This window comes from Thauera butanivorans (assembly GCF_048398245.1).
GTDB lineage: Bacteria > Pseudomonadota > Gammaproteobacteria > Burkholderiales > Rhodocyclaceae > Thauera > Thauera butanivorans.
The window spans coordinates 2172383-2195945 of the sequence record NZ_CP183038.1 but is presented as its reverse complement, the minus strand read 5'-3'; the positions used below and the strand labels follow the sequence as shown (position 1 = coordinate 2195945).

21 protein-coding genes are annotated in these 23563 nt (G+C 62.2%); 4 read left to right on the top strand and 17 right to left on the bottom strand.

Annotated elements, in window-relative coordinates; genetic code table 11:
• The 10 genes from trbL to guaB form a co-directional block, all read right to left on the bottom strand.
• Complete coding sequence (trbL, locus tag ACNQFN_RS10540; protein ID WP_001405816.1) at positions 1-1428, bottom strand: P-type conjugative transfer protein TrbL; 1428 nt, start codon at positions 1426-1428, stop codon at positions 1-3.
• Positions 1429-1438: 10 nt separating this feature from the next.
• On the bottom strand, positions 1439-1675 hold the full coding sequence (trbK, locus tag ACNQFN_RS10535; RefSeq protein ID WP_000718002.1) for an entry exclusion lipoprotein TrbK: 237 nt from the start codon (positions 1673-1675) through the stop codon (positions 1439-1441).
• Between the two features lie 12 nt (positions 1676-1687).
• Positions 1688-2467 carry a P-type conjugative transfer protein TrbJ gene (trbJ, locus tag ACNQFN_RS10530; RefSeq protein WP_000836966.1) on the bottom strand — a complete coding sequence of 260 codons (780 nt, stop codon included), beginning with the start codon at positions 2465-2467 and terminating at the stop codon, positions 1688-1690.
• A gap of 140 nt (positions 2468-2607) precedes the next feature.
• Positions 2608-2796 (bottom strand): FitA-like ribbon-helix-helix domain-containing protein, encoded by a 189-nt coding sequence (locus tag ACNQFN_RS10525; protein WP_000024442.1) that lies wholly within the window; start codon positions 2794-2796, stop codon positions 2608-2610.
• A gap of 1032 nt (positions 2797-3828) precedes the next feature.
• Complete coding sequence (gene repC, locus ACNQFN_RS10520) at positions 3829-4710, bottom strand: replication protein C, IncQ-type (protein WP_000743064.1); 882 nt, start codon at positions 4708-4710, stop codon at positions 3829-3831.
• Entirely contained in the window at positions 4697-5524 is an 828-nt protein-coding gene (locus ACNQFN_RS10515; RefSeq protein ID WP_001162384.1) for a helicase RepA family protein, read from the bottom strand. The genes repC and ACNQFN_RS10515 overlap by 14 nt, the downstream gene beginning before the upstream one ends.
• A gap of 4 nt (positions 5525-5528) precedes the next feature.
• Positions 5529-5750, bottom strand: a complete 222-nt coding sequence (locus ACNQFN_RS10510) for a helix-turn-helix transcriptional regulator (protein ID WP_001179606.1) — start codon at positions 5748-5750, stop codon at positions 5529-5531.
• A gap of 147 nt (positions 5751-5897) precedes the next feature.
• Positions 5898-7100: a tyrosine-type recombinase/integrase gene (locus tag ACNQFN_RS10505; protein ID WP_000954590.1), complete on the bottom strand. Its 1203-nt coding sequence runs from the start codon at positions 7098-7100 to the stop codon at positions 5898-5900.
• A gap of 304 nt (positions 7101-7404) precedes the next feature.
• Positions 7405-8970, bottom strand: coding sequence for a glutamine-hydrolyzing GMP synthase (gene guaA / locus ACNQFN_RS10500; RefSeq protein ID WP_068635464.1), 1566 nt, complete (start codon positions 8968-8970; stop codon positions 7405-7407).
• Positions 8971-9043: 73 nt separating this feature from the next.
• A complete protein-coding gene (guaB, locus tag ACNQFN_RS10495) occupies positions 9044-10507 on the bottom strand; it encodes an IMP dehydrogenase (protein WP_068635465.1) in 1464 nt (487 codons plus the stop codon).
• Between the two features lie 79 nt (positions 10508-10586).
• Between guaB and ACNQFN_RS10490 the strand changes: the two genes are divergently transcribed.
• Positions 10587-11078, top strand: a complete 492-nt coding sequence (locus ACNQFN_RS10490; protein ID WP_068635466.1) for a DUF4124 domain-containing protein — start codon at positions 10587-10589, stop codon at positions 11076-11078.
• A gap of 68 nt (positions 11079-11146) precedes the next feature.
• Here the strand turns inward: ACNQFN_RS10490 and ACNQFN_RS10485 are convergent, their stop codons facing one another.
• Both ACNQFN_RS10485 and ACNQFN_RS10480 read right to left on the bottom strand, forming a co-directional pair.
• Positions 11147-11485, bottom strand: a complete 339-nt coding sequence (locus ACNQFN_RS10485) for an RnfH family protein (protein WP_068635467.1) — start codon at positions 11483-11485, stop codon at positions 11147-11149.
• 2 nt (positions 11486-11487) lie between these two features.
• On the bottom strand, positions 11488-11925 hold the full coding sequence (locus tag ACNQFN_RS10480; protein ID WP_068635468.1) for a type II toxin-antitoxin system RatA family toxin: 438 nt from the start codon (positions 11923-11925) through the stop codon (positions 11488-11490).
• Positions 11926-11994: 69 nt separating this feature from the next.
• Here ACNQFN_RS10480 and smpB point away from each other — a divergent pair, with 69 nt between their 5' ends.
• Entirely contained in the window at positions 11995-12504 is a 510-nt protein-coding gene (gene smpB, locus ACNQFN_RS10475) for an SsrA-binding protein SmpB (RefSeq protein WP_281178404.1), read from the top strand.
• A gap of 33 nt (positions 12505-12537) precedes the next feature.
• On the opposite strand, the gene ACNQFN_RS10470 is transcribed toward smpB, so the two are convergent.
• The 4 genes from ACNQFN_RS10470 to ACNQFN_RS10455 all read right to left on the bottom strand — a co-directional run bounded on the left by ACNQFN_RS10470 (position 12538) and on the right by ACNQFN_RS10455 (position 19073).
• The gene (locus ACNQFN_RS10470) at positions 12538-14139 is read right to left on the bottom strand and encodes a protein adenylyltransferase SelO (RefSeq protein ID WP_418648750.1); all 1602 of its coding nucleotides are present in this window, start codon (positions 14137-14139) and stop codon (positions 12538-12540) included.
• 178 nt (positions 14140-14317) lie between these two features.
• Entirely contained in the window at positions 14318-15814 is a 1497-nt protein-coding gene (locus ACNQFN_RS10465; protein ID WP_418648749.1) for an ABC transporter permease, read from the bottom strand.
• A gap of 8 nt (positions 15815-15822) precedes the next feature.
• Entirely contained in the window at positions 15823-16800 is a 978-nt protein-coding gene (locus tag ACNQFN_RS10460) for an ABC transporter permease (protein ID WP_068635471.1), read from the bottom strand.
• Complete coding sequence (locus ACNQFN_RS10455; protein WP_418648914.1) at positions 16800-19073, bottom strand: ABC transporter substrate-binding protein; 2274 nt, start codon at positions 19071-19073, stop codon at positions 16800-16802. Before ACNQFN_RS10455 ends, ACNQFN_RS10460 begins: the two co-directional genes overlap by 1 nt.
• Positions 19074-19303: 230 nt before the next feature.
• On the opposite strand from ACNQFN_RS10455, the gene ACNQFN_RS10450 reads away from it, so the two are divergent.
• Positions 19304-20098 carry an enoyl-ACP reductase FabI gene (locus ACNQFN_RS10450; protein WP_068635472.1) on the top strand — a complete coding sequence of 265 codons (795 nt, stop codon included), beginning with the start codon at positions 19304-19306 and terminating at the stop codon, positions 20096-20098.
• 488 nt (positions 20099-20586) lie between these two features.
• Entirely contained in the window at positions 20587-21342 is a 756-nt protein-coding gene (locus tag ACNQFN_RS10445) for a M48 family metalloprotease (RefSeq protein ID WP_068635473.1), read from the top strand.
• A 241-nt stretch (positions 21343-21583) separates the two neighbouring features.
• Here the strand turns inward: ACNQFN_RS10445 and ACNQFN_RS10440 are convergent, their stop codons facing one another.
• Positions 21584-23476: a SurA N-terminal domain-containing protein gene (locus ACNQFN_RS10440; protein WP_418648748.1), complete on the bottom strand. Its 1893-nt coding sequence runs from the start codon at positions 23474-23476 to the stop codon at positions 21584-21586.
• Positions 23477-23563 lie beyond the last annotated feature (87 nt).

Here is a 23563-nt window from a genome sequence, read left to right as displayed (position 1 = left end):
CTAACTCCTGACTTCGTTACTATCTGGGCCAGAATCGGCGCCCAAGCTATTGCCCTCGAACTGGCCAGATTGGCTTGCTTCTTTCGGCTCCATGCTTTCGCGTATCGAAGCAGCCAGTTTTCCGCCTGTGGTTTCGCTCACTCGCTCCTGGAATCCCTGCTTCACTTGAGAGCCGACACCCTTGGCTAACTCGGAGGCCGTGCCTGTGGCCAGCTTCGCGGCCTTGGCAAAGCCGCCACCGCTTGAGCTACTGCCGCTGTCACCAAAGCCAGCCGCTTGGGCGAATGGGCTACTGCCAGCAGTACCCGCTTCACCACCACCGTTTCCGCCACTGCTGACAACTGACCCCATGCTGGACATGTCACCGCCGGTTTCCATACTCGCTGATGCTTTCTGAAAAGCCGCTTGGAGTGCACTTGCACCTCCGGCTGCACCGGCTGCGGCACCCATAACCGCTTTACCTGCCAGGGCAGCGCCGCCAGTTGCCATACTGGCCGCCGTCACCGCCGCCCCAACTGCCGCACCCGCACCGAAGTTTCCAATTCCACCGGCTGCGCCAATACCACCACCAGACACAAGACCAGAAATCATCGGCGGAACTTTGTTGACCAAGAAAAGCAAGATGACCGATATAACCAACATCACGGCCAGTTCCTGGGATGCCATGTTCTCGCTGATTTGCGTGTAGTAGTGATTGATGAACTCTTTGCCAATCGCAACCAGAAGCACCATTGCCATAAGCTGTGCGGCCAGGCCCAGCACGGTCTTGTAGTAATTGATCGCCATGTCGGAAGTCCAACGACTTCCACCAAAGCCAAGGAAGAACACACCGGCATACAACAGAATCCAGGCTGATGCGAGCAACAGCAACAGGTTGACCGCAATCAACGCCAGGACAAACAAAACAGCCAGGGCCATTAGCTCCATGACCAGAGCAGTTGCCATCTGCCGCCATCCCAGCTCCGAGGTGGCCTGTACTGTGCGGTTGTATAACTCGAAACCAAGATCAAGGATGCTGGAGGGCCCAAGATTGCTATTGGAAAGTCCCCCCGCCTGCGCGCCCAGAGTTTGCAATGACTGAACAATCGTACCGGCGATATTCATGCCCTGGTTCGCATTCGTCAGCAACCACCAGAAAAAGCCGGTGAAGATCGTGAAGCGAACGAACTCCGCGAAGAACTCGCCAATGTCGGCCTTGCGCAAAGCCATCATGCCGAATGTCCAGACCATCGAAATCACAACCAGCGTCCAGAACAAACGCGATGCAGCGGACTCAATAGCTGGCCCCCATGTTGCGGCAGCATCATGAAAACGCTTGAGCACATCATTCATAACACCGCTGCTACTTAGCTCCTGCGCCATTGCAGGTTCAGCCAGCACCATTGTGGCGACCATCATCAAGCCACCTAGAGCAATTTTCTTTCTCATGGCGACCACCTCAATAATCATCTTTAGGGCTGGGCTTGAACTCCCACTGACGCATCTGCTTGGCCTTCTGGAATGCTCTGCATTCCTCGGTAAAGGCCTCTCGGTTCGCTTCGCTGCGCATTTCATTCAGTGCTGCCTGGAACGCATCGGGGGCACACGTCGCCGCATTTGGTTCGGGCATCCTTTCCTGTTCACATCCAGCCAACAACAGCAACGTAGCCGCGGTAGTAAAAAAGATTTTTTTCATCTCACCGCCTCCCTAGTAGTTGTCTGCCGGACTCGGGCGAAACGTCCAGGTACGCATTTGCTCGGCCCTGGCATCACCTCGCGCCTCGGCATCGAGTTCTGCTGCAATCCGGGCTGCCTCCGCGTTGTGTTGGGCGGTCAACATGGTGCGAATCTGCAAGAGCTGATTGGCCTGCTGGCTGGCGAGCTGGTTGGCGTAGCCGATGGCCTGTAGCTGGCCAGTTGCACCCTGGGCCGCGCCTTGCAGCCGCTCCAGGGTACGGGCGTCATCCTTCAAAGCCTTTTGCTGGTCGGCAACGGTCTGGAACAGGGCATCGTTGGCCTTCTTTTGCGACTCTGACGCCAGGCGGCGGTTCTCTTCCATCGCTGCCTTTTCGGCCGGCGTGCATCCGCCGCTGCCGTTGAAGCATGGCGAGCTGCGGTAATAGGCCACGTCCTGAAACTTGGCCAGGTAACGATCCAGGCTGCCTAGCTGGTTCTCGTAATAGGCCAGCGTGTTTTGCGCGGCAATCAGCCGGTTGATCGTAGTCTGCGCCTGATCCCAGATATACGCGGCTGGGGCCATCGTGTTCTGGAGCTGATTTTCGTACTGCTGCAACTGGGTCTGGTACTGCTCAATCTGCTTGAGCGTCTGCGCCACCGACTCGATGGCCGTCATGATGTTCTGGGCCAGGTTGCCGCCGTCGATGACGGGGATACCAGCTTGCACAGGGGCGGTGGTAGTGGTGATAAAGCCGGTTGCGAGTGCAACGGCTAGAGCGGTTTTTTTAGCCGCTAAAATTTTGGACTTCATGGTCGTACTCCGTCGATGAAAAGAAGGCATTGCCTTGACCAAGCGTTGTGCTTGTTCTCGGCAACGTTTCATCGAAGAGCTACGCCACTAGCTGATCGGTATTGCCCTTGGCGCTGAGGCCCGGACTTACAAACGTAAAACTACTCTGTTTTTTTATCGCTTTCGGACAAGCCAACTTCCCGGCCAATCTCTTCAAGCTCTAGCGGCTGTACTGCCGCCGTCAGTATTTCGCGTATTTCCGCGTCGGTGCTCCTATCGTTGAGCGCTGCTCGAACTTTCAACGCACGGTGCACCTCGGCGGGTAAATTCCTGATAAGCACATTTGCCATATCAATACCCTTTTGGTGTACCCGACAACCATGCTATCAAAGATATTAAAAATAGCAAGACCTATACTCTTGCAACCGGCGGTAGCCGATCAGCCCCGCAGGGCAGGATTCCCGTTGAGTGCCCCCGGCGCGAATAAGGGACAGTGAAGATAGATAACCGGCTTGCCGGTTAGCTAACTTCACCCATCCTGCCCGCATTTCACCCACTATTGAAAATCTAGCGCATATCGAACGTAAAGCGTTTTATCGTCAAACAAACACCGATTCTTGGCAACATAACCGTAATCGTCACCAAATCGGCCTGCAATCGACATAGTCGCTTCAAAATCGCTGCTCAATCGGCTTTAAATCGGAACCTAAAATGCCAACAATCGACACAAACCATTCGCCCCGATGGGGCGAGTTGGACGCCAAAAAAGAAGGGCATAACCCGCCCCTCAAGTGTCAATGAACACAAGAAATTTGCCTCCCCTCCCGTCATACCACTAAGGCGACGTATTGATACTTGAGGGGCAACCTTTCCTGATGTTGACACCTTCACGCAGGTTACTGGTTATGGGCGTCCAACACACACGGCTCATTCCTGCTTGGTAATAATAAGAATAATAATCTTCTTATTATTCTTACCGAACGAATGGGCACTGCTTAGCCATTTCACGTTTCGAGCCAAGGTTTCAGTACAGATAACTACAAGTGCACACAGCGGCCCTCCAGCACCGTTAGACGCAGATTCTGCTTCAGCTCATGGAATAAGGGACTCCGGGTTGTTTTCCCCTCTCACAAGGCGTTTCAGCGGCCACTGAAGCCGCCTTCTCTTCTTGGCGTTAAACCATCGGCCTATGGCCGATTGATAAAGCCCGCCAGGGCTTTATTGGCAAGGTCAGAACGCGCCCTCAAGGCGCGAGCTGCACCGCGCATGATGGATTATCTTTAGATAATCTTGGATGGATTTCCCAAACTGCCCGCAAAGCAGCGCACCGTCTGGGTTTTCCAAATTGGGACGGGGAACGTTACGACGGCAGAAGGGGAGCGTTACGACGGTAACAAGGGAACGTTACGACGGTAAACGGGTGCAGTTGCCGTGGGGCCAGGCCTCTTGATCTCCCATTTTCCCTTGGCGTATTCGTTCACTACCCAACCCACGGCGGCAAGTTCGGCCAGTGCCTTCCGGGCAGTCTGACGGCGTTTTTTCATAGCTTCGGCATTGGCTTCATCTGGCCAGACATAGCCGCAAAGCGTGTCCAGTTCCACGCGCCCGGATTTGCCGGGGTCGATCCAGCCGCATAGCCGTTGGTGCATCAGCCGTGCCGGATCAGTCTGTAGCACCCGCACTTCCGCCATGTCGATACGGGCATATGGACGATGCCCCAGGATCGCTTCGGCAATACGCGGATTCAGGGCAACCCATAGCCTGCCGTCCGTCTCGTCAAAAGCATGACTCATCAGGTGGAACGCGGCTTGCCGCCGTCCCTTCGTCACAAGGATGGTGACGTTCGACATGCGCAGCAGGCTGGCTTTGAGCGCCTTGATGTTGTCGCCGCTATCCGTCATGCCCGTTTCTGAGAGCAGTTTGGTCAGGCTCTCACGAACCACCAAGCCGTCTTGCTCAATGGCTTCGAAACGGGGTTCAAGGAATAGCCGTAGCTGTCGCCCCGTCTCACTGGTCGGTTCCGGGGTTAGCAAGATGCCGTTCGGGCCGCCAAGGGCCACGATGCCTTGCAAAAGACGCATATCATCGGCCCCGAGAGGTTCGAATCCGACGAAACGCATGGATTCGTCCTCGCCAAAGGTGTAGGTCACGTCCAGCTTGCAGCGTTTGCGATCGCCACGCTTGAGGCTGCGGAACAGGCCAGGTGCCAAACAGTGCGCGGGATCATGTCGGACGTGGGTCAGGTCATGCTTAGGCTTCTTCACGCTGTCTCCTTTTCACCTTGCACTGCCGCTCCAGTACAGCAGGCTTCAACACGCCGCCGTCGTGCCGTCTAAACCAGAGTTCTTGAAAAGGTGCGCCATAGTTGGCCTTGCTGACGCCAAAGCGGACAAAATACCCACGCTGACAATCATCGACCCCCAGTATCTCGGCCTCGCCTTGCGTCATGCCGGATAGGTACGATTGCCAACGGATGTTATCAACCAGTACGGACGATCCACGACTGGCCTGCTGTTGATCGCCCGACCCCATCATGGCTGCGCTTTTACTCGCGTGGTGCAGAAACACAATGGAGCAGCCTGTATCAGCGGCTATGGCCTCCATGTGCCCAACAACCTGCGCCATCGGCCCGCTAGCGTTCTCCTCCTCAATGTGGAAGCGCCGCAAAGTGTCCAAGATCATCAAGCGACGACCTTCAGCGGCTCGTTTGAGAGCATCGAACCAGCTAGCAGCCATGATGTTTGGGCATTTACCGATCAAGGGTTCAATGAGCAAACCATCAGCCACGGCTTGCCGTTCCGCTGCGCTGAGGTGTGCCCCAAGGGCGTGCAGACGATGGTGAATAGCGGCCGGTGGATCTTCAGCAGGCAGATAGACCACTTGCCCGGTGGGAAACTCGCCTATTTCAAGTAAATCAGGCCCGCCTGCAATCTGTGCAGCCAATTGAAGGGCCAACATGGATTTACCAGCCCCACCAGGCGACACAAGAGCACCAACAGTGCCAGCAACCATATTAGGCAGAACATAATCAATGGGTGGCGGCAATTCCGTGAAAGCCGCCATAAGATCAAGAGCCATATAACTAGCCCTCTATAGGGCCAGGTCGCGCAGCTTGATCACCCGATGATTTACGTGCCTCAATCCACTCTTCGACCTCTGACAAATCCCAGGCGACATTTCTACTGGTTAACGCGATACGGCGTGGAAAATCCCCTCGCTGCTCCAGGTTATAAATTGTTCGTGTCGAAAGCGGGATCATCTCCAGGAGCTTCTTCCTGTTGATGAGGGTCTTTATATTTTGCATGGGTCAATACCTCTCAAATGAATAGTTGCTATTCATCGAGTAGCTGCGCGAAGCAGCTAATCGGTAATTGACCTGCCCGATGCCAATGGCGGCCTTATTTATAAATTCACGGCATCAACTTCAATGCTATCAAAGATAGCAAAAACATCAACCCTTACTGCCTCCCGAAGTCCACTCATCAATCATATCGGCCCAATCCTGCAACATCGCCGCCCGCTGCTCGCGGTACTCAGCCTTGTTGTAGACAGCCCTCACGCCCTTCTGCTCGTGCGCCAGGCACTTCTCGATCCAGTCGGTGTTGTAGCCGGCCTCATGCAACAGCGTGCTGGCTGTGCGCCGCAAATCATGCGGTCCGAACTTGGTAAGTGACTTCCCATCTTTCTGCGCCGCCTTGTAAGTCAGCGTCAGCACCTGGTTAAGTGTGGCAGCGCTCATCGGCGCATCCGAGTCGTACCGTGATGGCAAAACGAAGTCGGAACCACCGGCAAAGGTTTTCATGGCAATGAAAATATCCAGAGCCTGCTGGGACAGAAATACCAGGTGCGGGTTACGGCGTTTCATCCGCTCCTTTGGAATCGTCCACAACGCTTCGCTGAAATTGATCTCGCTCCAGGTCGCATTGGTCAGCTCGCTCTTGCGCACCATCGTCAGCAATAACAGCTTGGCCGCCGCACGGTTTGTTGGGCTTGTGCCCACTCGCTCCATGTACTGGTACATCAGCCCAATTTCTTCTGGCGTCAACGCTCGGTCACGTGGCTCGAATCGAGCGATGCTTGTTGGGCGCACCAGTTCTGCCGGGTTTTCGACCTTCTGCCCACGCTCGATGGCCCAGCGAAATACCTGCAACACGATTTCACGCACATGAACGGCGGTGGCCGGTGCGCCTCGCTCAACAATGGCATCAGCCAGCGCCCGCAAGTCTTCGTGGGTGATCTCCACCAGCTTCTGATTGCTGAATTTCGGCTTCAGCTCACGCTCATAAACCGAGCGGCGCATATCGCGGGTGGAGTCGGCCATCTGGTAGCCACGCAGCCACTTCTCCGCCCAGGCACCGAACGTCTCTGCATCTTTCACCCGCGCCTTGTCTCGGGCTTTCTCCTTGGCCGGCGACTTGCCCGCCGCAACCATCTTCTTGGCGTCACCCAACAGCTCGCGGGCTTCGGCCAGGGTGATGCCACCGACACCATAACGCCCAAAGGTGATGGTCTCCTGCCGACCGTTGATTGAGTAGTTGTAACGGAACGAGATGGAGCCGGCTGGAGTCACTGCCACATAGAGACCTTCCCGGTCATTCACTTTGTAGAGTTTGTCCCTGGGCTTGAGATTGCGCAGCTTGGTATCGGTCAGCATGTACCTTGTCCTTCTTCGTCTCCGATACCATGCTGAAAAAATCTCGAATTTATCGTATTTTTTCTTACGAAACAGTAACTTATAGAATATTAATACCATGAACACACAAAAGAACGCAGCATGGTATCGGCATCAATCATGGCATCGCCAAACCATAATACCAGCTTTAATGCCATGCTCAAACGGTGCTTGGCGCTTCCTCCCGTTGCCAGATCGTGCCAAACACAAACAAAAAAAAGCCCGCAATTACGCGGGCTTAGCGGCATTTCATGCCATCAGGTGCCTGGCTGTGCCAGACGCGGAATCATTCCCACTCGATCGTCGCCGGCGGCTTACCGGAGATGTCGTACACCACCCGGTTGATGCCACGCACCTCGTTGATGATGCGGTTGCTCACCTTGCCCAGCAGACTGTGGGGCAGTTCCGCCCAATGCGCGGTCATGAAATCCTGCGTCTGCACCGCGCGCAGCGCGACGACGTATTCGTAGGTGCGGCCGTCGCCCATGACGCCGACGCTCTTGACCGGCAGGAAGACGGCGAAGGCCTGGCTGGTCTTGTCGTACCAGTCGGCGGCGCGCAGTTCGTCGATGAAGATGGCGTCGGCGCGGCGCAGCAGGTCGGCGTATTCCTGCTTGACTTCGCCGAGGATGCGCACGCCCAGGCCGGGGCCGGGGAAAGGATGGCGGTAGACCATGTCGTGCGGCAGGCCGAGGGCGACGCCGAGTTCGCGGACTTCGTCCTTGAACAGGTCGCGCAGCGGTTCGAGCAGCTTCAGGCCGAGGGTTTCGGGCAGGCCGCCGACGTTGTGGTGGCTCTTGATGGTGTGCGCCTTCTTGTTCTTGGCGCCGCCGGACTCGATCACGTCGGGGTAGATGGTGCCTTGCGCCAGCCACTTGGCGTTGGGCAGTTTCTTCGCTTCGGCCTGGAAGACCTCGACGAACTCGCGGCCGATGATCTTGCGCTTCTGCTCGGGGTCGGTGACCCCCTTCAGGTGGCCCATGAACTGTTCGGTGGCATCGACGTGCACGACCTTGGCGTGCAGGCGGCCGGCGAACATTTCCATGACCAGCTTGCCTTCGTTGAGGCGCAGCAGGCCGTGGTCAACGAACACGCAGGTGAGCTGGTCGCCAATGGCGCGGTGGATCAGCGCCGCGGCCACCGAGGAGTCGACGCCGCCCGACAGGCCGAGGATGACTTCCTCGTCGCCGACCTGTTCGCGGATCTTCTGCACCGCTTCGGCGATGTAGTCGGGCATGTTCCAGTCGTGGCCGCAGCCGCAGATGTCGTGCACGAAGCGGGCGATCATTTCCTTGCCCTTGATCGTGTGCGTGACTTCGGGGTGGAACTGCACGCCGTAGAAGCCGCGCGCCTCGTCCGCCATCGCAGCGATCGGGGTGGATTCGTTGCTGCCGATCACCTTGAAGCCCGGCGGCAGCTCGGTGACCTTGTCGCCGTGGCTCATCCAGACGTCGAGCAGGCCATGGCCTTCGGCGTTGGTCCGGTCCTCGATGCCCTCGAACAGCTTCGAATGGCCGCGCGCGCGCATTTCGGCGTAGCCGAACTCGCGATGGCTCGAGCTCTCGACCTTGCCGCCGAGCTGGCTGGCCATGGTCTGCATGCCGTAGCAGATGCCGAGCACCGGCACGCCGAGCTCGAACACCGCCTGCGGCGCGCGCCAGTCCTCGGCCTCATACACCGAATTGGGACCGCCGGACAGGATCACACCCTGGGCGCCGAAGTTGCGCACGAACTCGTCCGACACGTCGAAGGGGTGAAGCTCACAGTACACCTGCTGCTCCCGCACGCGGCGGGCGATGAGCTGGGAGACCTGGGAGCCGAAGTCGAGGATGAGGATTTTCTGGTGGGCCATGGCGCGGGAATGTCGAACGGCGGAAAAAGGAAAGGCGGCCTGTCAGCCGCCTGGGAGATTGGAAACGAATCGATCAGCTGATCTGGTAATTCGGCGCTTCCTTGGTGATCTGCACGTCATGGACGTGGGATTCACGCATGCCGGCCGAGCTGATCTGCACGAACTGGGCACGCTCGTGCATGGCCGGGATATCGGCGCAGCCGAGATAACCCATCGAGGCGCGCAGGCCACCGATCAACTGGTGGATGACGGCGCCGACCGAGCCCTTGTAGGGCACGCGGCCTTCGATGCCTTCGGGCACGAGCTTGTCGATGTTGCCGGAGTTCTCGTCCTGGAAGTAGCGGTCGGCCGCCCCCTTCTCCATCGCACCGAGCGAACCCATGCCGCGATAGGACTTGTACGAACGGCCCTGGAACAACACCGTCTCGCCCGGTGCTTCTTCGGTGCCAGCGAACAGGCCGCCCAGCATCACGACGTTGGCGCCGGCGGCGATCGCCTTGGCGATGTCGCCCGAGAAGCGGATGCCGCCGTCGGCGATCATCGGCACGCCGGTACCGGCCAGCGCGTTGGCGACGTTATCGACTGCGGTGATCTGCGGTACGCCGACGCCGGCGACGATGCGGGTGGTGCAGATCGAGCCGGGGCCGATGCCGACCTTGACGCCGTCCGCGCCGGCATCGACCAGCGCGCGCGCTGCATCGGCAGTGGCGATGTTGCCGCCGACGACTTCGATGTGCGGGAAGGTCTTCTTCACCCAATTGACGCGGTCGAGCACGCCTTGCGAATGGCCGTGGGCGGTATCGACGACGATCATGTCCACGCCGGCTTCGGCCAGGCGTTCGGCACGCTCCTCGGTCCCTGCGCCGACGCCGATCGCTGCCGCCACCCGCAGGCGGCCGTGTTCATCCTTGGCTGCGAACGGGTGCTCGGTGGCCTTCATCATGTCCTTGACCGTGATGAGGCCGCACAGCTCGCCGACGTCGTTCAGCACCAGTACGCGTTCGAGGCGATGCACGCGCAGCAGCTCGCGCGCTTCCTCCAGGCTGGCACCTTCACGCACGGTGACCAGACGGTCCTGCGGGGTCATGATTTCCGACACGAGTTGATCGAGATTGGTCTCGAAGCGCGTATCGCGGTTGGTGACGATACCGACGACCTTGCCGCCTTCGACGACCGGCACGCCGGAGAAACGGTTCTGCCGCTGCAGCGCGACCACCTCGCCGACGGTCATCGTCGGCGGAATGGTGATCGGATCCTTCAGAATGCCGGACTCGTGGCGCTTGACCTTGTGCACTTCCGCCGCCTGCTCGGCCGGCGTGAGATTCTTGTGCACGACGCCGATGCCGCCTTCCTGCGCCAGCGCGATGGCCAGGCGACTTTCGGTGACGGTGTCCATGGCGGCGGACACGAGCGGGATATTGAGACGGATGCGCCGGGTGATCTGGCTCTGCAGACTCACATCGCGCGGGAGGACCGTGGAGTGGGCGGGAACGAGAAGGACGTCGTCGAACGTCAGCGCCTTCTGAATCACTCGCATGGCTTTTATCCTTTCGACCAAATCCGTATTATACAGAGCCCCCCCGCAGCATGTAAGCCGTGCCTTCCGGAGTCCTCGAATGATTCGTCCTGCAATTCTCCTTCTCGCACTGCTGACCGCGCTGCCCGCAGCCGCGGAAATCTACAGCTGGAAGGACAAGGACGGGCGGACCCACTATTCCGACATCCCGCCGCCCAGCGGTCCGGTCAAGACTTTGCGCGGCACCCCGCCCCCCGCCTCGGCCCCGCAGACCGAAGGCGAAGCCTCCGATGACGCTGCGAACGAGGAGACTGCGCAGCCGGAAGCTGAACAACCGGTCGACCCGGACACCGCCTTCCGTCAACGCCGTGCGGAAGAAGCCGAGGCCGCCGCCAAGGCGGCACGGGACGCCGCCGAAGAAGCTGAAAAACAGCGCTTCTGTACCGACGCACGCAACCAGCTCACGGCACTCGACTCCGGGCAGCGGATCGCACGAATGAACGCGGCGGGTGAGCGCGAATTCCTCGACGACACTGCGCGCGCGGCGGAATCGGCGCGCCTGCGCCAACAGATCGAGCAGCACTGCAACTGAAGGAAGCGCCGGAGTTTCGGCGCCCAGCGCGCGGCATGTCGACGCCCGGCGTGTCGGCGCTCGACGACTCAAGCGCCTGAAGCTTCGGGCTTCTCTTCCGCCGGGCCGCCGCCTTTCTTCATCACCTTGCCCTCTTCCGCGCGCTTCTTGCGCACCGCCTTGGGGTCGGCGATCAGGGGCCGGTAGATCTCGACCCGGTCACGGTCGCGCAGCACCGTATCGGCCTTGGCAAGCTTGCCAAAGATGCCGAGCTTGTTGCGTCCGTCCAGATCGATGTCGGGATGCTTGCCCAGCAGCCCCGACGCCTCCACCGCATCACGTGCGGTGGCGCCCTCTTCCAGCCTCAGCTCGATCAATTCCTGCTGCTGCGGCAGCGCGTAGGCCACTTCGACGCGGATCGTCGCCATGTTCAGGCCCGCGGGTAAACCTGCGCCGCGCGCTTCACGAAGGAATCGACGAAGGTATTGGCGATGTGATTGAAGACCGGCCCCAGCACCTTTTCCAGCAGCTTGCTGGAGAACTGGTAGTGCAGGCTGAATTCGACCTTGCACGCGGTGTCGCCGAGCGGCGTGAAGCGCCAATGCCCGTCTAGGTGGGTGAAGGGGCCGTCGGTCAGGCGCAGGTCCATTTCATTCGGCCAGCGCTTGGTGTTCTCGGTGCTGAAGTGCGCCTTGATGCCGTGGTAGTTGATGTGCAGCGTCGCCGCGGTGACGGTGTCGGTGCGCTGATGCACGTCGGCACCGCCGCACCAGGGCAGGAACTGCGGGTAGTCTTCGCACCGGTCGACGAGTTCGAACATCTGCGCGGGAGTGAATTCGATCAGAACGAGCTTCTTGACGTCGGCCATGAACAACCTGGAGCGGTGCACGGTGCGAAACGGACAGCGCCGTGCTGTTAAAATGCGCGATTCTACCGTATGCGGACCAGCCCGTTGGCCGCGCACCGCATCGGCGCGACGCCGCCGAAGGATCATCGAGCAATGAGCATCATCGAAAACCGCAAGGCCTTCCACGATTTCTTCATCGAAGAAAGGCACGAGGCCGGCATCGTCCTCGAAGGCTGGGAAGTGAAGGCGATCCGGGCCGGGCGGGCGAACATCAAGGAATCCTACGTCATCATCCGCAACGAGGAGATCTTCCTGTTCGGCATGCACATCGCACCGCTCAGCACCGCGTCGAGCCACGTCCGCCACGACCCGGTGCGTACCCGCAAGCTGCTGCTGCACAAGAAGGAAATCGCCCGCCTGATCGGCAAGGTCGAGCGCGCCGGCTTCACCCTGGTGCCGCTCGACCTGCATTACGTCAAGGGCCGCATCAAGCTCGAAATCGGTCTCGCCAAGGGCAAGAAGCTGCACGACAAGCGCGAGGACGAGAAGAAGAAGGACTGGGACCGCGAGAAGCAGCGCCTGATGCGCACCCAGATGTAGGATGGGTCGGGCCGACCCATCCTGCTCCGAGCCTCAGGAGCTGCAGGACAGCATCGAGCAGCCCGCCTTGTGGCGCGCCCAGTCCGGCCGCCTCGCTGCAAAGGCTTCCCGCCCCGGCTGCTCGGCATACGGCCCGCGCAGCACCTCGAGCAACTCCACGACACCGCTCGCATCACCCTGTTCGGCCCGGTCGATGGCCTGCTGCGCCAGGTAGTTGCGCGGCACGTAGAGCGGATTCACCGCATCCATGCGCGCCTTGCGCAACGCTGCCGGCACGCCTTCCTCACGCAGCCGCGCTGCGTAGCGCGCGAGCCAGGCCTGGAATGCCGCGGCGACCTCGTTCCGGCGGGCTTCTTTGTAGAACACCTCGCCGAACAGTTCATCAACGTGCACCGGATCGGGCTGCGCCACATCCAGTTCGGCCAGACGGCGGAAGAAAAGCGTCATGTCCATCTCGCCGGCCTGCAGGATGCGATGGAGTTCGGCCACCAGTGCCCCGTCCTCGCCTTCCTCCCCGCCCTCCCCTTCGCGCCAGGTTTCGAGACCGAGCTTCTGCTGCGTCATGCGGCGGTTCTCCGCCTCGTGGACGTCGGCATACATCGCCAGCGCCCGCTCCAGCGGCTCGACCTGCTGGATCACCGGATACACCGCATTCGCCAGTTGCCACAGGTTCCACTGCGCGATGCGCGGCTGGTGCCCGAAGCGATAGCGCCGCCCGCCGGCGTCGGTGGTGTTGGGCGTCCAGTCGGGGTCGAAATCATCGATCCAGCCGTAGGGACCGTAGTCTATCGTCATACCCAGGATGGACATGTTGTCGGTGTTCATCACCCCGTGGACGAAGCCCACCCGCATCCAGTGCGCCATCAGCACTGCCGTCCGGCGGCACACTTCCTCGAACCAGCGCAGCCGGCGCACCACCGGATCGGCTTCGGCCTCGACCAGTTCGGGAAAGTCGCGGTCGATGGTGAAATCGATCAACTGCTGCAGCAAAGCCTCCTCGCCACGCGACGCAAATATCTCGAAATTGCCGAAGCGAATGAAGGACGGTGCCACCCGGCACACCACCGCACCCGGTTCGGGGCGCGGATGGCCGTCATAGAACATGTCGCGCACCACCTGCTCGCCGGTCGCCACAAGGCAAAGCGCGCGCGTCGTCGGCACACCCAGGTGGTGCATCGCTTCGCTGCAGATGAATTCGCGGATCGACGAACGCAGCACCGCCCGCCCGTCCGCCATGCGCGAATACGGCGTCGGCCCGGCTCCTTTCAGTTGCAGCTCCCAGCGCTGCCCCTGCGGGTTGATCGCCTCGCCCAGCGTGATCGCCCTTCCATCGCCCAACTGCCCCGCCCAGTTGCCGAACTGATGCCCGCCGTAGCAGGCCGCATAAGGCTCCATGCCCGGCAGCAAGGCATTGCCGCCGAACACTTCGGCAAAACGGGGATCGAGCACGTCCGTCGCGTCCAGCCCGAGCAGTTCCGCCACCTCCGGCGCCCACGCCAGCAGCCGCGGCGCCCGCACCGGCGTCGGCTCCACCCGTGAATGGCACGCGCCATGCACCTGCCGCACGTGCCGCCCGCTCACGGGATCGCCCGGCAGTTCGCGCACGAAGCGATTGTCGAAACGAAATTCTCGCATGAAGCCATCCCAGGGTTTTCAGATCATCAAGCCAGCACCAACGCTGACCGGAGTGCGGGGTGTTCCTGAAGCAGCCGAGGACTGTCCGAGCCCGCAGGGCGAGTTACAGTCCTCGCAGCTTCCTCGAACACCCCACACGACTGTCAGCGTCACTCGTTCCCGCAGGCCGTTAAAGGCGTCAGCCCCGCCGCGGATCGAACGCATCCCGCACCACGTCCGCAAACAGGTTCGCCGCCAGCACCAGCACGAACATGAACACGAACGCCGCCGCCAGCGACCACCACACCATCGGCTCGCGCGCCAGCTCGGCACGCGCCAGATTGATCATGGTGCCGAAACTGATCGTCGTCGGATCGACGCCGATGCCCACATAGGACAGCACCGCCTCCGCCAGCACCAGCCCGGAAAAATCCATCACCAGCGAAATCAGCACGATGTGCATCACGTTCGGCAGGATGTGACGGCGCAGGATCGCCGGCGTGCCGACGCCGAAAGCCCGTGCCGCCTGCACGTACTCCAGCTCGCGCAATTTCAGCGTCTCGCCGCGCAGCAGGCGCGCCAGCCCGGTCCAGCTCGTGATGCCGAGGATGAAGCACAGCGCCAGCAGGCGCGCATCCGAACGCTCGGCCGCGGTGTCGAACCACTGCGGATGGGTGTCGATGACCACCTGCATCATCAGCACCGCCGCCGCGATCAGCAGTACGCCGGGAATCGCGTTCAGCACGGTATAGACATACTGCACCGCGTCATCCACCCAACCGCCGAGATAGCCTGCGGCAATGCCCAGCGCCACCGCGAAAGGCATCATCACCAGCGTCGTGATCGTGCCGATCACCAACGCGGTGCGCACGCTCTTCAAGGACAGGTAGAGCACGTCCTGGCCGACCTTGTCGGTGCCCAGCACATGGTACAGCGGCGCCAGTTCGAGGCACAGACCGACGATCAGCAGGATGACCGCCAGCGTCACCAGCGCCGCCCGCCAGGCCAGCACGGTGTGGCCGGCCAGCATCGCCAGCGCCACCTGCCCCCAGCCCAGGCCGCTGCCCTGCCACACGATGGTGGCGAGCACGACGAAGCACAGCAGCCAGACTGCCACCGCCAGTCCGGCACCGCTGGCGACACGCGCCGCGACGTCGGCGGCGAGTTCGTCCTCCGGCTCCTGCAGATGGGCTGCGCCATGCACCAGGCGCGGATAGCCGCGCACCTGGCGGCCGTCCGGCAGCTCCATCGCCTCGCGCTGGTAGAGCTGCCAGGCGAACGGCGCCGAATAGGTTTTCTCGGTCTGGGCGCGCAGCGGTTCCAGCAGCGCATCCAACACCGACAGCACTTCGGTGGAATACACCGGCCCAAGCTGCCCGCCTGCTGTGGCAGATTCGGCTTCCGTCGCCGCTTCGGCATCGACTGCGGCCCCAGTGCCGTTCTCGGCCTCGGCAGCCGATGTCTCGGCCTGTGCCGCCGGCAGCAGCGGCCGGTAGTGCAGGCTGTCGAGCACGCCGACCACGACGAAGGCCAGCAGCACCGTCGCCGCCGCCATGCCGGTCGGGCGCTTGCCGACCTTGCGCCAGGCCGCACGCAGCGGCTCATTGCCACGCACGTGGACGATCGCGAGCAGCGCCACCGCCAGCAGCACGAACAGCAGAAGGTCGGTCCATAACAATACGGGCTGGAAGCTCATCGGCGTGCTCATTCCAGCCTCACCCGCGGATCGACCAGCGTATAGGAGATGTCGGTCAGGATCAGGCCGATGATGTAGAGCACCGAACCGATGAACACCATCGCCCGCACCACGGCGAAGTCCTGCGCGTTGATCGCGTCGATGGTGTAGCTGCCGAGGCCCGGAATGGCAAAGAAGGACTCCACCAGCAGGCTGCCCATGAACAGCAGCGGAATCACCACCACCACGCCGGTCAGGATCGGGATCAGCGCGTTGCGCAGCACGTGGCGGAACAGCACCGCCAGTTCGGACAGGCCCTTGGCACGCGCGGTGCGCACGTAGTCCTTCGAAATCTCTTCGAGGAAGATCGTCCGGTACCAGCGCACCGAGGAGCCGATGCCGGCCAGCACGCTGATCAGCACCGGCAGCATCAGGAAGCGCGTCGCGTCCAGCCCCGGCGCGTAGCCCGAGATCGGCACCAGCGCCCACAGCTTGGACACCAGCCACTGGCCGCCGATGATGTAGAACAGGCTGGAGATCGACATCATCGCCACGCAGATCACCACGCCCCAGAAATCCAGGTAGGTGGCACGGAAAAACACCAGCAGCAGCGCCAGGCTGATCGACGCGAACAGGCTCAGCACGAAGGTCGGCAGCGCGATCGCCAGCGACGGCCCCATGCGGTCGCGGATCTCCTGGCCGATGTCGCGGCCGTCGTCGGCGCGGCCGAACTCGAGTGCGAACATGCGCAGCGACTTGTCGAAGAAGATCGTGTCGGTGAAGCGTGCGCTGCCTTCCGCATCGGCATTGACGAACATCGGCTTGTCGTAGCCGCGGTCGGCCTTCCAGCGCTCGATCGCCTCCGGCGTGGCGCGCTTGACGCCGATGTGCATGCGCGCCATGTCGTCCGGCGAGTTGACGACGAAGAACAGCACGAAGGTCAGCAGGTTGACACCGATCAGGATCGGGATCGCATACAGCACGCGGCGGACGAGATAGGCCAGCATCAGCGCTTCTCCCCTGCCTCGTCCGGTACCGCGGTGGCGACTTCGCGCCGGCGCCAGTGCAGCACCGCCGGCGAGACCATCGCAAGCAGCAGCAGCGCCACCAGCACCAGCGGCCACAGCACCGGCTCGTTCCATTCCGCCCGGGCGGCGGCGCGGCGCTCGACGTCGAGACGCAGGTACTTGATGTTGTTGCGCACCATCGCGCCGGTCTTGCGGTTGTACACCCAGCCGTGCTGCAGCGAATAGGTTTTGGGATGGAAGGCGAACACCCAGGGCGCGTCGTGCCGCAGCATCGCCACCATGCGGTCGATCACCTGTTGCCGCGCAGGGCCGTCGGGCATTCCCTTCATGCGCTCGAACAAGGCGTCGTATTCCGGGTTCTCGTAGTTCGCCGCGTTCTGGCCGCTGAACCTGACCTTGCCCTGCGGACCATGCAGCAGGAACAACAGGTTTTCCGGGTCGGGGTAGTCGGCATTCCAGCCGAGGAAGAAAAGCTGGGCATTACCTTGCCGGATCTTGTCCTGGAAGCGGTTCCAGTCGGTCGGGCGCACGACGAACTGCACGCCCAGTGAGCGGAATTGCTTGGCCAGCCAATCCGAGCGCGTCTTGTCGCCGAACGATCCCGGCGTGGTATCGAGGTTGACGACCAACGGCTCGCCGGTGCGTGCATTGCGGCCATTGGGCCAGCCCGCTTCGGCCAGCAGGCGGCGAGCTTCGTCCAGGCCGCGGCGCACCGGCCTGCCGTTCACATCGTCGCCCTGCCATTCATAGACGACCGGATTGATGCCTTCGCGGCCCTCGCGTGCGCCGAAGATGCCGGGCGGAATCGGACTCATGCCCGGCAGACCGCGGCCGTTGAGGAAGATCGAGACGAACTCCTCCATGTCGAGCGCGATCGAGATCGCCTGCCGCAGCTTGCGCGCCTGTTCGCGGCTTTCCCGCGATCCGCTGGGGGCGCCCGAGCCGGCCACCCCCTTTTCCCGGCTGCCGCCACCGACCAAGGGATCGAGCATGTTGAAGCCGAGATAGAAGATCGACGGCGCCACCGACGTCAACAGCCGGATGCCTCTGTCCTCCATCTCGTCCGACAAGGCCACGTCGCCCTGGCTGGTCATCGTCACCGCCTGGTCGAAGTTGTCGGACGACACGCCCGAGGCATCGTAATAGCCCTGCAGGAACTTGTTCCAGTACGGAATGCCTTCGCGTTCGCGCGAGAACACCACGCGGTCGATGAAAGGCATGGTCTTGCCGCAGTCGGCCAGCAGCCCGGCCGCCGCATCGTCCGGCTCGCCCTCGCAAGGATAGGACTCGCCGCGGAAATTCGGGTTGCGCGCCAGCACCATGCGCGCGTTCGGGTTGTTCTCGACCAGCATGTAGGGGCCGGTGCCGACCGGCCACCAGTCCAGCGTCAGGTTGCGCTCGGCCATGCCGGGCTGGGCGAAGAAACGGTCGACCTCCGGCGGTACCGGACTGAAGAAAGGCATCGTCAGCCAGTACATGAACTGTGGATAAACGCCCTGCAGCGTGATGCGGTAAGTATGGCGATCCACCACCTCGACGCCCGGCAGCTCGAAACGCTCCAGATCCAGCGCACCACCGCCCTGCTCCGCCGCGGCCTTCTGCGCGGCCACCAACTGCTCGTGCAGGGTCTTCAGGCCGGGAATGTACTCGGCCATCAGTTCGAAGATCGGCGAATGCAGGCTCGGATGGGCCAGCCGCTTGATCTGGTGCACATAGTCTGCCGCCAGCAGTTCGCGCGTACCGGTTTCCTCGAAGTCGCCCAAGCCGCGAATGCCGCGTAGATCGTCCGCCGTCAGGCCCAGATAACGCGGCGAACCGTCTTCGTTCAAAGCAAAAGCCGGATGCGGCTGGTAGAGGATGCCCTCCTCGATGCGGATCTCGACCACCGTCTTCGCCACGTTCGCCGCATCCGCCGTGGCCGGCAGTTCCCGGCCGTTGCGGTCGTAGCGCCGCACACCGGGCATCTCCGCGGCAGTGGCAGGCTCCAGCACATACGGGCGCTTCAGATAGTGGTACTGCAGCGGCGGCTCGACGATCTGGTACAGGAAGGCGGCCTCGTCCTCACTGTAGGACTGCACCGGATCGAGATGCTTGGGGCGCTCGGTGAAGGCGGTGTAGAAGATGTTCTCGCCGCGCTCGGCGCTCGGATACGGATCGTTCAGCCCCGCCGAACAGCCCAGCAGCACCAGCGCGCAAGCTGCCGCCGCACTCCGTGCGAAGGCACGGCGGAACAAGCCGGGCGGACGGCACAGGAGCGACGACACGGAAGGAGCCGGAAGACGGGGCACAGGCAGACGGAGGAATCAGGACAGCCGCGATTCTGGCAGGTTTTGCCGGCCATCGCAGCGCCTGCAGCCAATAGCGGCGGCGCGCATGGCTTTCACTGCGGCCATCACCTGCGCCAATGGCATCATCGCGACAGATCTCTGTCGCCATCAGGGTTTTCGCTATAATCGAACGCCTGTCATTCGGAGTAGGATCAATGGCTTTCCTTGCCGGCAAACGAATCCTGATCACCGGTCTGCTCAGCAACCGTTCGATTGCCTACGGCATCGCCAAGGCGATGCACCGCGAAGGAGCAGAACTCGCGTTTACCTACCAGAATGAGCGCTTCCAGGAACGCGTGACCAAGATGGCAGCCGAGTTCGGCAGCAGCCTGCTGTTCCCGCTCGACGTCCAGGACGACGCCCAGATCACCGGCCTGTTCGAACAACTCGGCCAGCACTGGGACGGTCTCGATGGCCTGGTCCATTCCATCGCCTACGCGCCCAGCGACAGTCTCGAAGGCGATTTCCTCGACGGCCTGTCGCGCGAGGCCTTCCGGCTTTCCCAAGAAGTCAGCGCCTACAGCTTCCCGGCGCTGGCCAAGGCCGCCCGGCCGCTGATGAAGGGCCGCAACGGCGCGCTGCTGACGCTGTCCTATCTCGGCGCCGAGCGCACCATGCCCAACTACAACATCATGGGTCTGGCCAAGGCCAGCCTCGAAGCCTCAGTGCGCTACCTCGCCGTCACCCTCGGCCCGGAAGGCACCCGGGTCAATGCCGTGTCCGCCGGCCCGATCAAGACGCTGGCGGCGTCGGGCATCGGCAGCTTCGGCAAGCTGCTCGCCTTCAACGAGCACAACGCCCCGCTGCGCCGCAGCATCAGCATCGACGAAGTCGGCAACGCCGCCGCCTTCCTCTGCTCGGACCTCGCCAGCGGTATCACTGGCGAGATCATGTACGTGGACGGCGGCTTCAACATCACTGCCCTGGGCAATCCGGAGCCCATGGCCTGATCTTTCCGTGCACGCCCTGTCGGTCAGCGGCAACTGCCTCAGCGACGGACGGGCAGCGGACTGCAAACGCCGCCACCCTTGCACGAGCACCAGGACTGCCGCTTCGGCGCCGCGCCGTCACCATTTGCGGCCCTTCGGCCAGGCAGGCATCCAGCAATTCGTTGAACTGCCTTTCGCATCCTGAGCAGGCCATGTGCGCATGGCCTGCTTCAATCAAGCCATTCATCTGACCGGGCAGCTTCCTTTCGCGATCAAAGTCGAGCCCGCTCACGAGCGGGCCGGGTTCCATCCGCCCGGGCATTGGCGCCCATGAAAACTCGACCCCGGCCCCCTCACAAGGGCCTTGAGCAATTGCTGGCAAGCACCTGCCAAGGGATGGAGAAGCGCCCTCGAGAAATCCGTTGACATAACATGGCGTCAACAAATGTTTCATTCTGTATATTTTTATGGCATCATGCGGAAATTTTCCAACCAGCCACGAATACACCATGAAACTTCTCCCTCTCGCGGCCGCAGCGACCGCCTCGCTGCTCGTGCTGTCGGGTTGCAAGACCACCGGCATGGACCTGAGCAAAATGGTCAGTGCCGGCCAGAACCTTGCCACCGCAGCCACCCTGTCGGACGATGAAGTTCGTGCCCTCGGCAATCGGACCTCCGCCCACTACGACAAGAAGACCCCGGTCGCGCCAGCGGGCAACAAGCACGCCAAGCGGCTGGCGAAGCTGGCGTCCAAGTGGCAGACCGTCGATGGCATGAAGCTCAATTACAAGGTCTATCTCACGTCCGAGGTCAACGCCTTCGCTGTCCCCAATGGCGCCATCCGCGTCCATGCCGGGCTGCTGGAGAAGTTCAACGACGACGAAGTGCGCTATGTCATCGCGCATGAAATCGGCCACGTCATGCTCGGCCACTCGAAGAGCCAACTGAGAACCGCCTACGCGGCCTCGGCGGTGCGCGAAGCCGCCGCTGCCAGTAACAACAACGCGGTCGCGGCCATTTCTGCATCGGAGCTCGGTGCGATCGGTGAAGCCTTCGTGAATGCCCAGTTCTCCCAGAAACAGGAAAACGAAGCCGACGATTACGCGGTGGATTTCCTGCGCAAGAACGGTTTGAAGGCCGACGGGGCCGTGACGGCGCTGCGCAAGCTCGAAACGATGTTCGGCAACGACCGTAGCGTGTTCTCCAGCCATCCGGCACCGGGGGCGCGTGCTGAGCGCATGGCCCAGCGCCTCGCCGCACGCTGAAGGCCGGCCTCCCGGCCCCTTCCTGCGGCCCCGGCGAAAGATCCGCCGGGGCCGTTGCGTTTCAAGGAGTACCACGCTGGCATTCAGCCCGCCGCCGAAATAGCCATAAGCAAAAAGGCCTGGCCTCCATGCAACGCAGGAGCCAGGCCTTTTCGGCTGGTCGAATCCGGTTTGCCAGGCGCCGTCCAAACCGGGCGGCTACCGGGGGAGGAAGCCCATGGCGGGCTTCCTCCGAAGGCCACTACCGGGCCTGTTGCGGCGCCAGTTTGACCTGGACTTCGTAACGCTTGCGCAGTTCGGCGATGAAAGCGGCGAAATCGCGCTCCGCCAGCAACTGGCCGTATTGCTCGGCCACCGCCTTGACCCGCTCGTCGCCATCGGTGATCTGCGGACGGTCGACTGCTTCGATGCGGTAAATCACATAGTCACCATCCGGCAGGGCCAGGCCGACATGGGCCGGCAGCTTGGCCGTCGGCGCCGAAAACACCGCCTGCATCGCTTCGCCGGGCAGGCCCGGCGCCGCACGCTGCAGCTTGCGCACGGCACCGAAGTTGCCCTCGACCGCCTCGCCCTTGTCGAGCGCGGCCAGCATCGCACTGCCCTGTTCCTGGGCGCGTTTTGCACCCGCCTCGCGGCGCAGTTCGGCCACGACCTGGTCGCGCACCTCGTCGAGCGGCGGTTGCACTGCGGCTTCGAAGGCCTTCACCCGTGCGGCGACCAGCGTGTTCGGCGCCACTTCGATTGCCTCGGTGTTGCGTGCATTCGACACTGCGTCGTCGGCGAACAGCGCATCGAGCAGGCGCTCGTTGCTGTAGCCGCCGACCTTGCCGCCGTTGCGCGACACCCAGTCGGTAGTGCGGATTTCGAGCTTCAGTGCCTCGGCGACCGGCGCCAGGCTGTCCGGCTGTTCGTAGACCATGTTGGCGAACTGCTCTGCCTGTTCGGCAAACAGCCTGCTCGCGACCTGGCTGCGCAGTTCGGCTTCGATTTCGCCGCGGACTTCGTCGAACGGACGGATGGACGCCGGCTTGATGGCAGTGACCTGGATGACATGGACGCCGAAGTCGCTGCGCACCGGCTCGCCGATCTCGTCCTTCTGCTGCGAGAACGCCGCCTCCTCGAAGGACGGGACCATCGCTCCGCGGCCGAAGAAGCCCAGATCGCCGCCGCGCGAGGCGGAACCGCTGTCCTTCGACTTTTCCTTCGCGACTTCGGCGAAGGCCGACGGATCCTTGCGCAGTTGCTCGGCGATCGCCCGCGCCTCGCCCATCACCCGCTCGACTTCGGCGGCATCGGCATCGGCCGCGAGTTCGAGCAGGATGTGGCGTGCCTGGCGCTCCTCGGCCACACCGAAGCGGCCGGGATTTCCGTCGTAGAAAGCCCTGATCTCGTCTTCGCTGACGCTGACCTGCTTCTCCACGGCTTCACGGTCGAACACCACGTATTCCGCCTGCAGGCGCGCCGGGCGCTGGAAGCGTGCGGCGTTGGCGGCATACCAGGCGTTGATCTCGTCGTCGCCGACCTGGAGGTCGGCAGCCAGCTCGGCGCCCGACAGGCGCAACTCGCTGACGGTGCGCTCTTCGAGCTGCGCCTCGAGGAAACGGCGGGCCGACGGCAACGGCGCGAAGCCGGCGTCGCCCACGGCCAGCGAGACATGCTGGATGCGGACATCCTGCGCCAGGCGGGATTCGAACATCGCCGGCGTCATGCCCTGGGCGCGCAGCAGCATCTCATAGCGCTCGAGGGAAAAGCGGCCGTCTTCCTGGAATGAAGGCACGGCGGCGATCGTTTCCTGCAATTCCTGCGGGGTGACGCTGAAGCGGTTGTCGGCGGCGTAGAGGGCCAGCACGCGACGGTTGATGACGTTGTCCAGCACCGAGCGGCGCAGCGCATCCGATTCGAGCAGGGCGCGGTCGACTTCGCCGCCGGCGGCGGCGCGCAGACGGTCCTGCTGGTCGCGCAGCGCCTGTTCGAACTCGAGCGCACCGATCGGCGTGCCCGCCACGACCGCGACTTCATTCCCGCCCGGCGCATCGCTGAAATAAGCATCCATGCCGAAGAATGCGAACGGCACGATGAGGATGGCCAGAATGATTTGCGCAATGCGCTTGTTGTTGCGTACAGCCTCGAACATCTCGTTTTCCGTGGAAAGCCGTGGGGAATTTCTTGCATGAGGCATGAAGAAAACCCGGCAGGGGCTGTGAGGCCCCTGCCGGGTTCA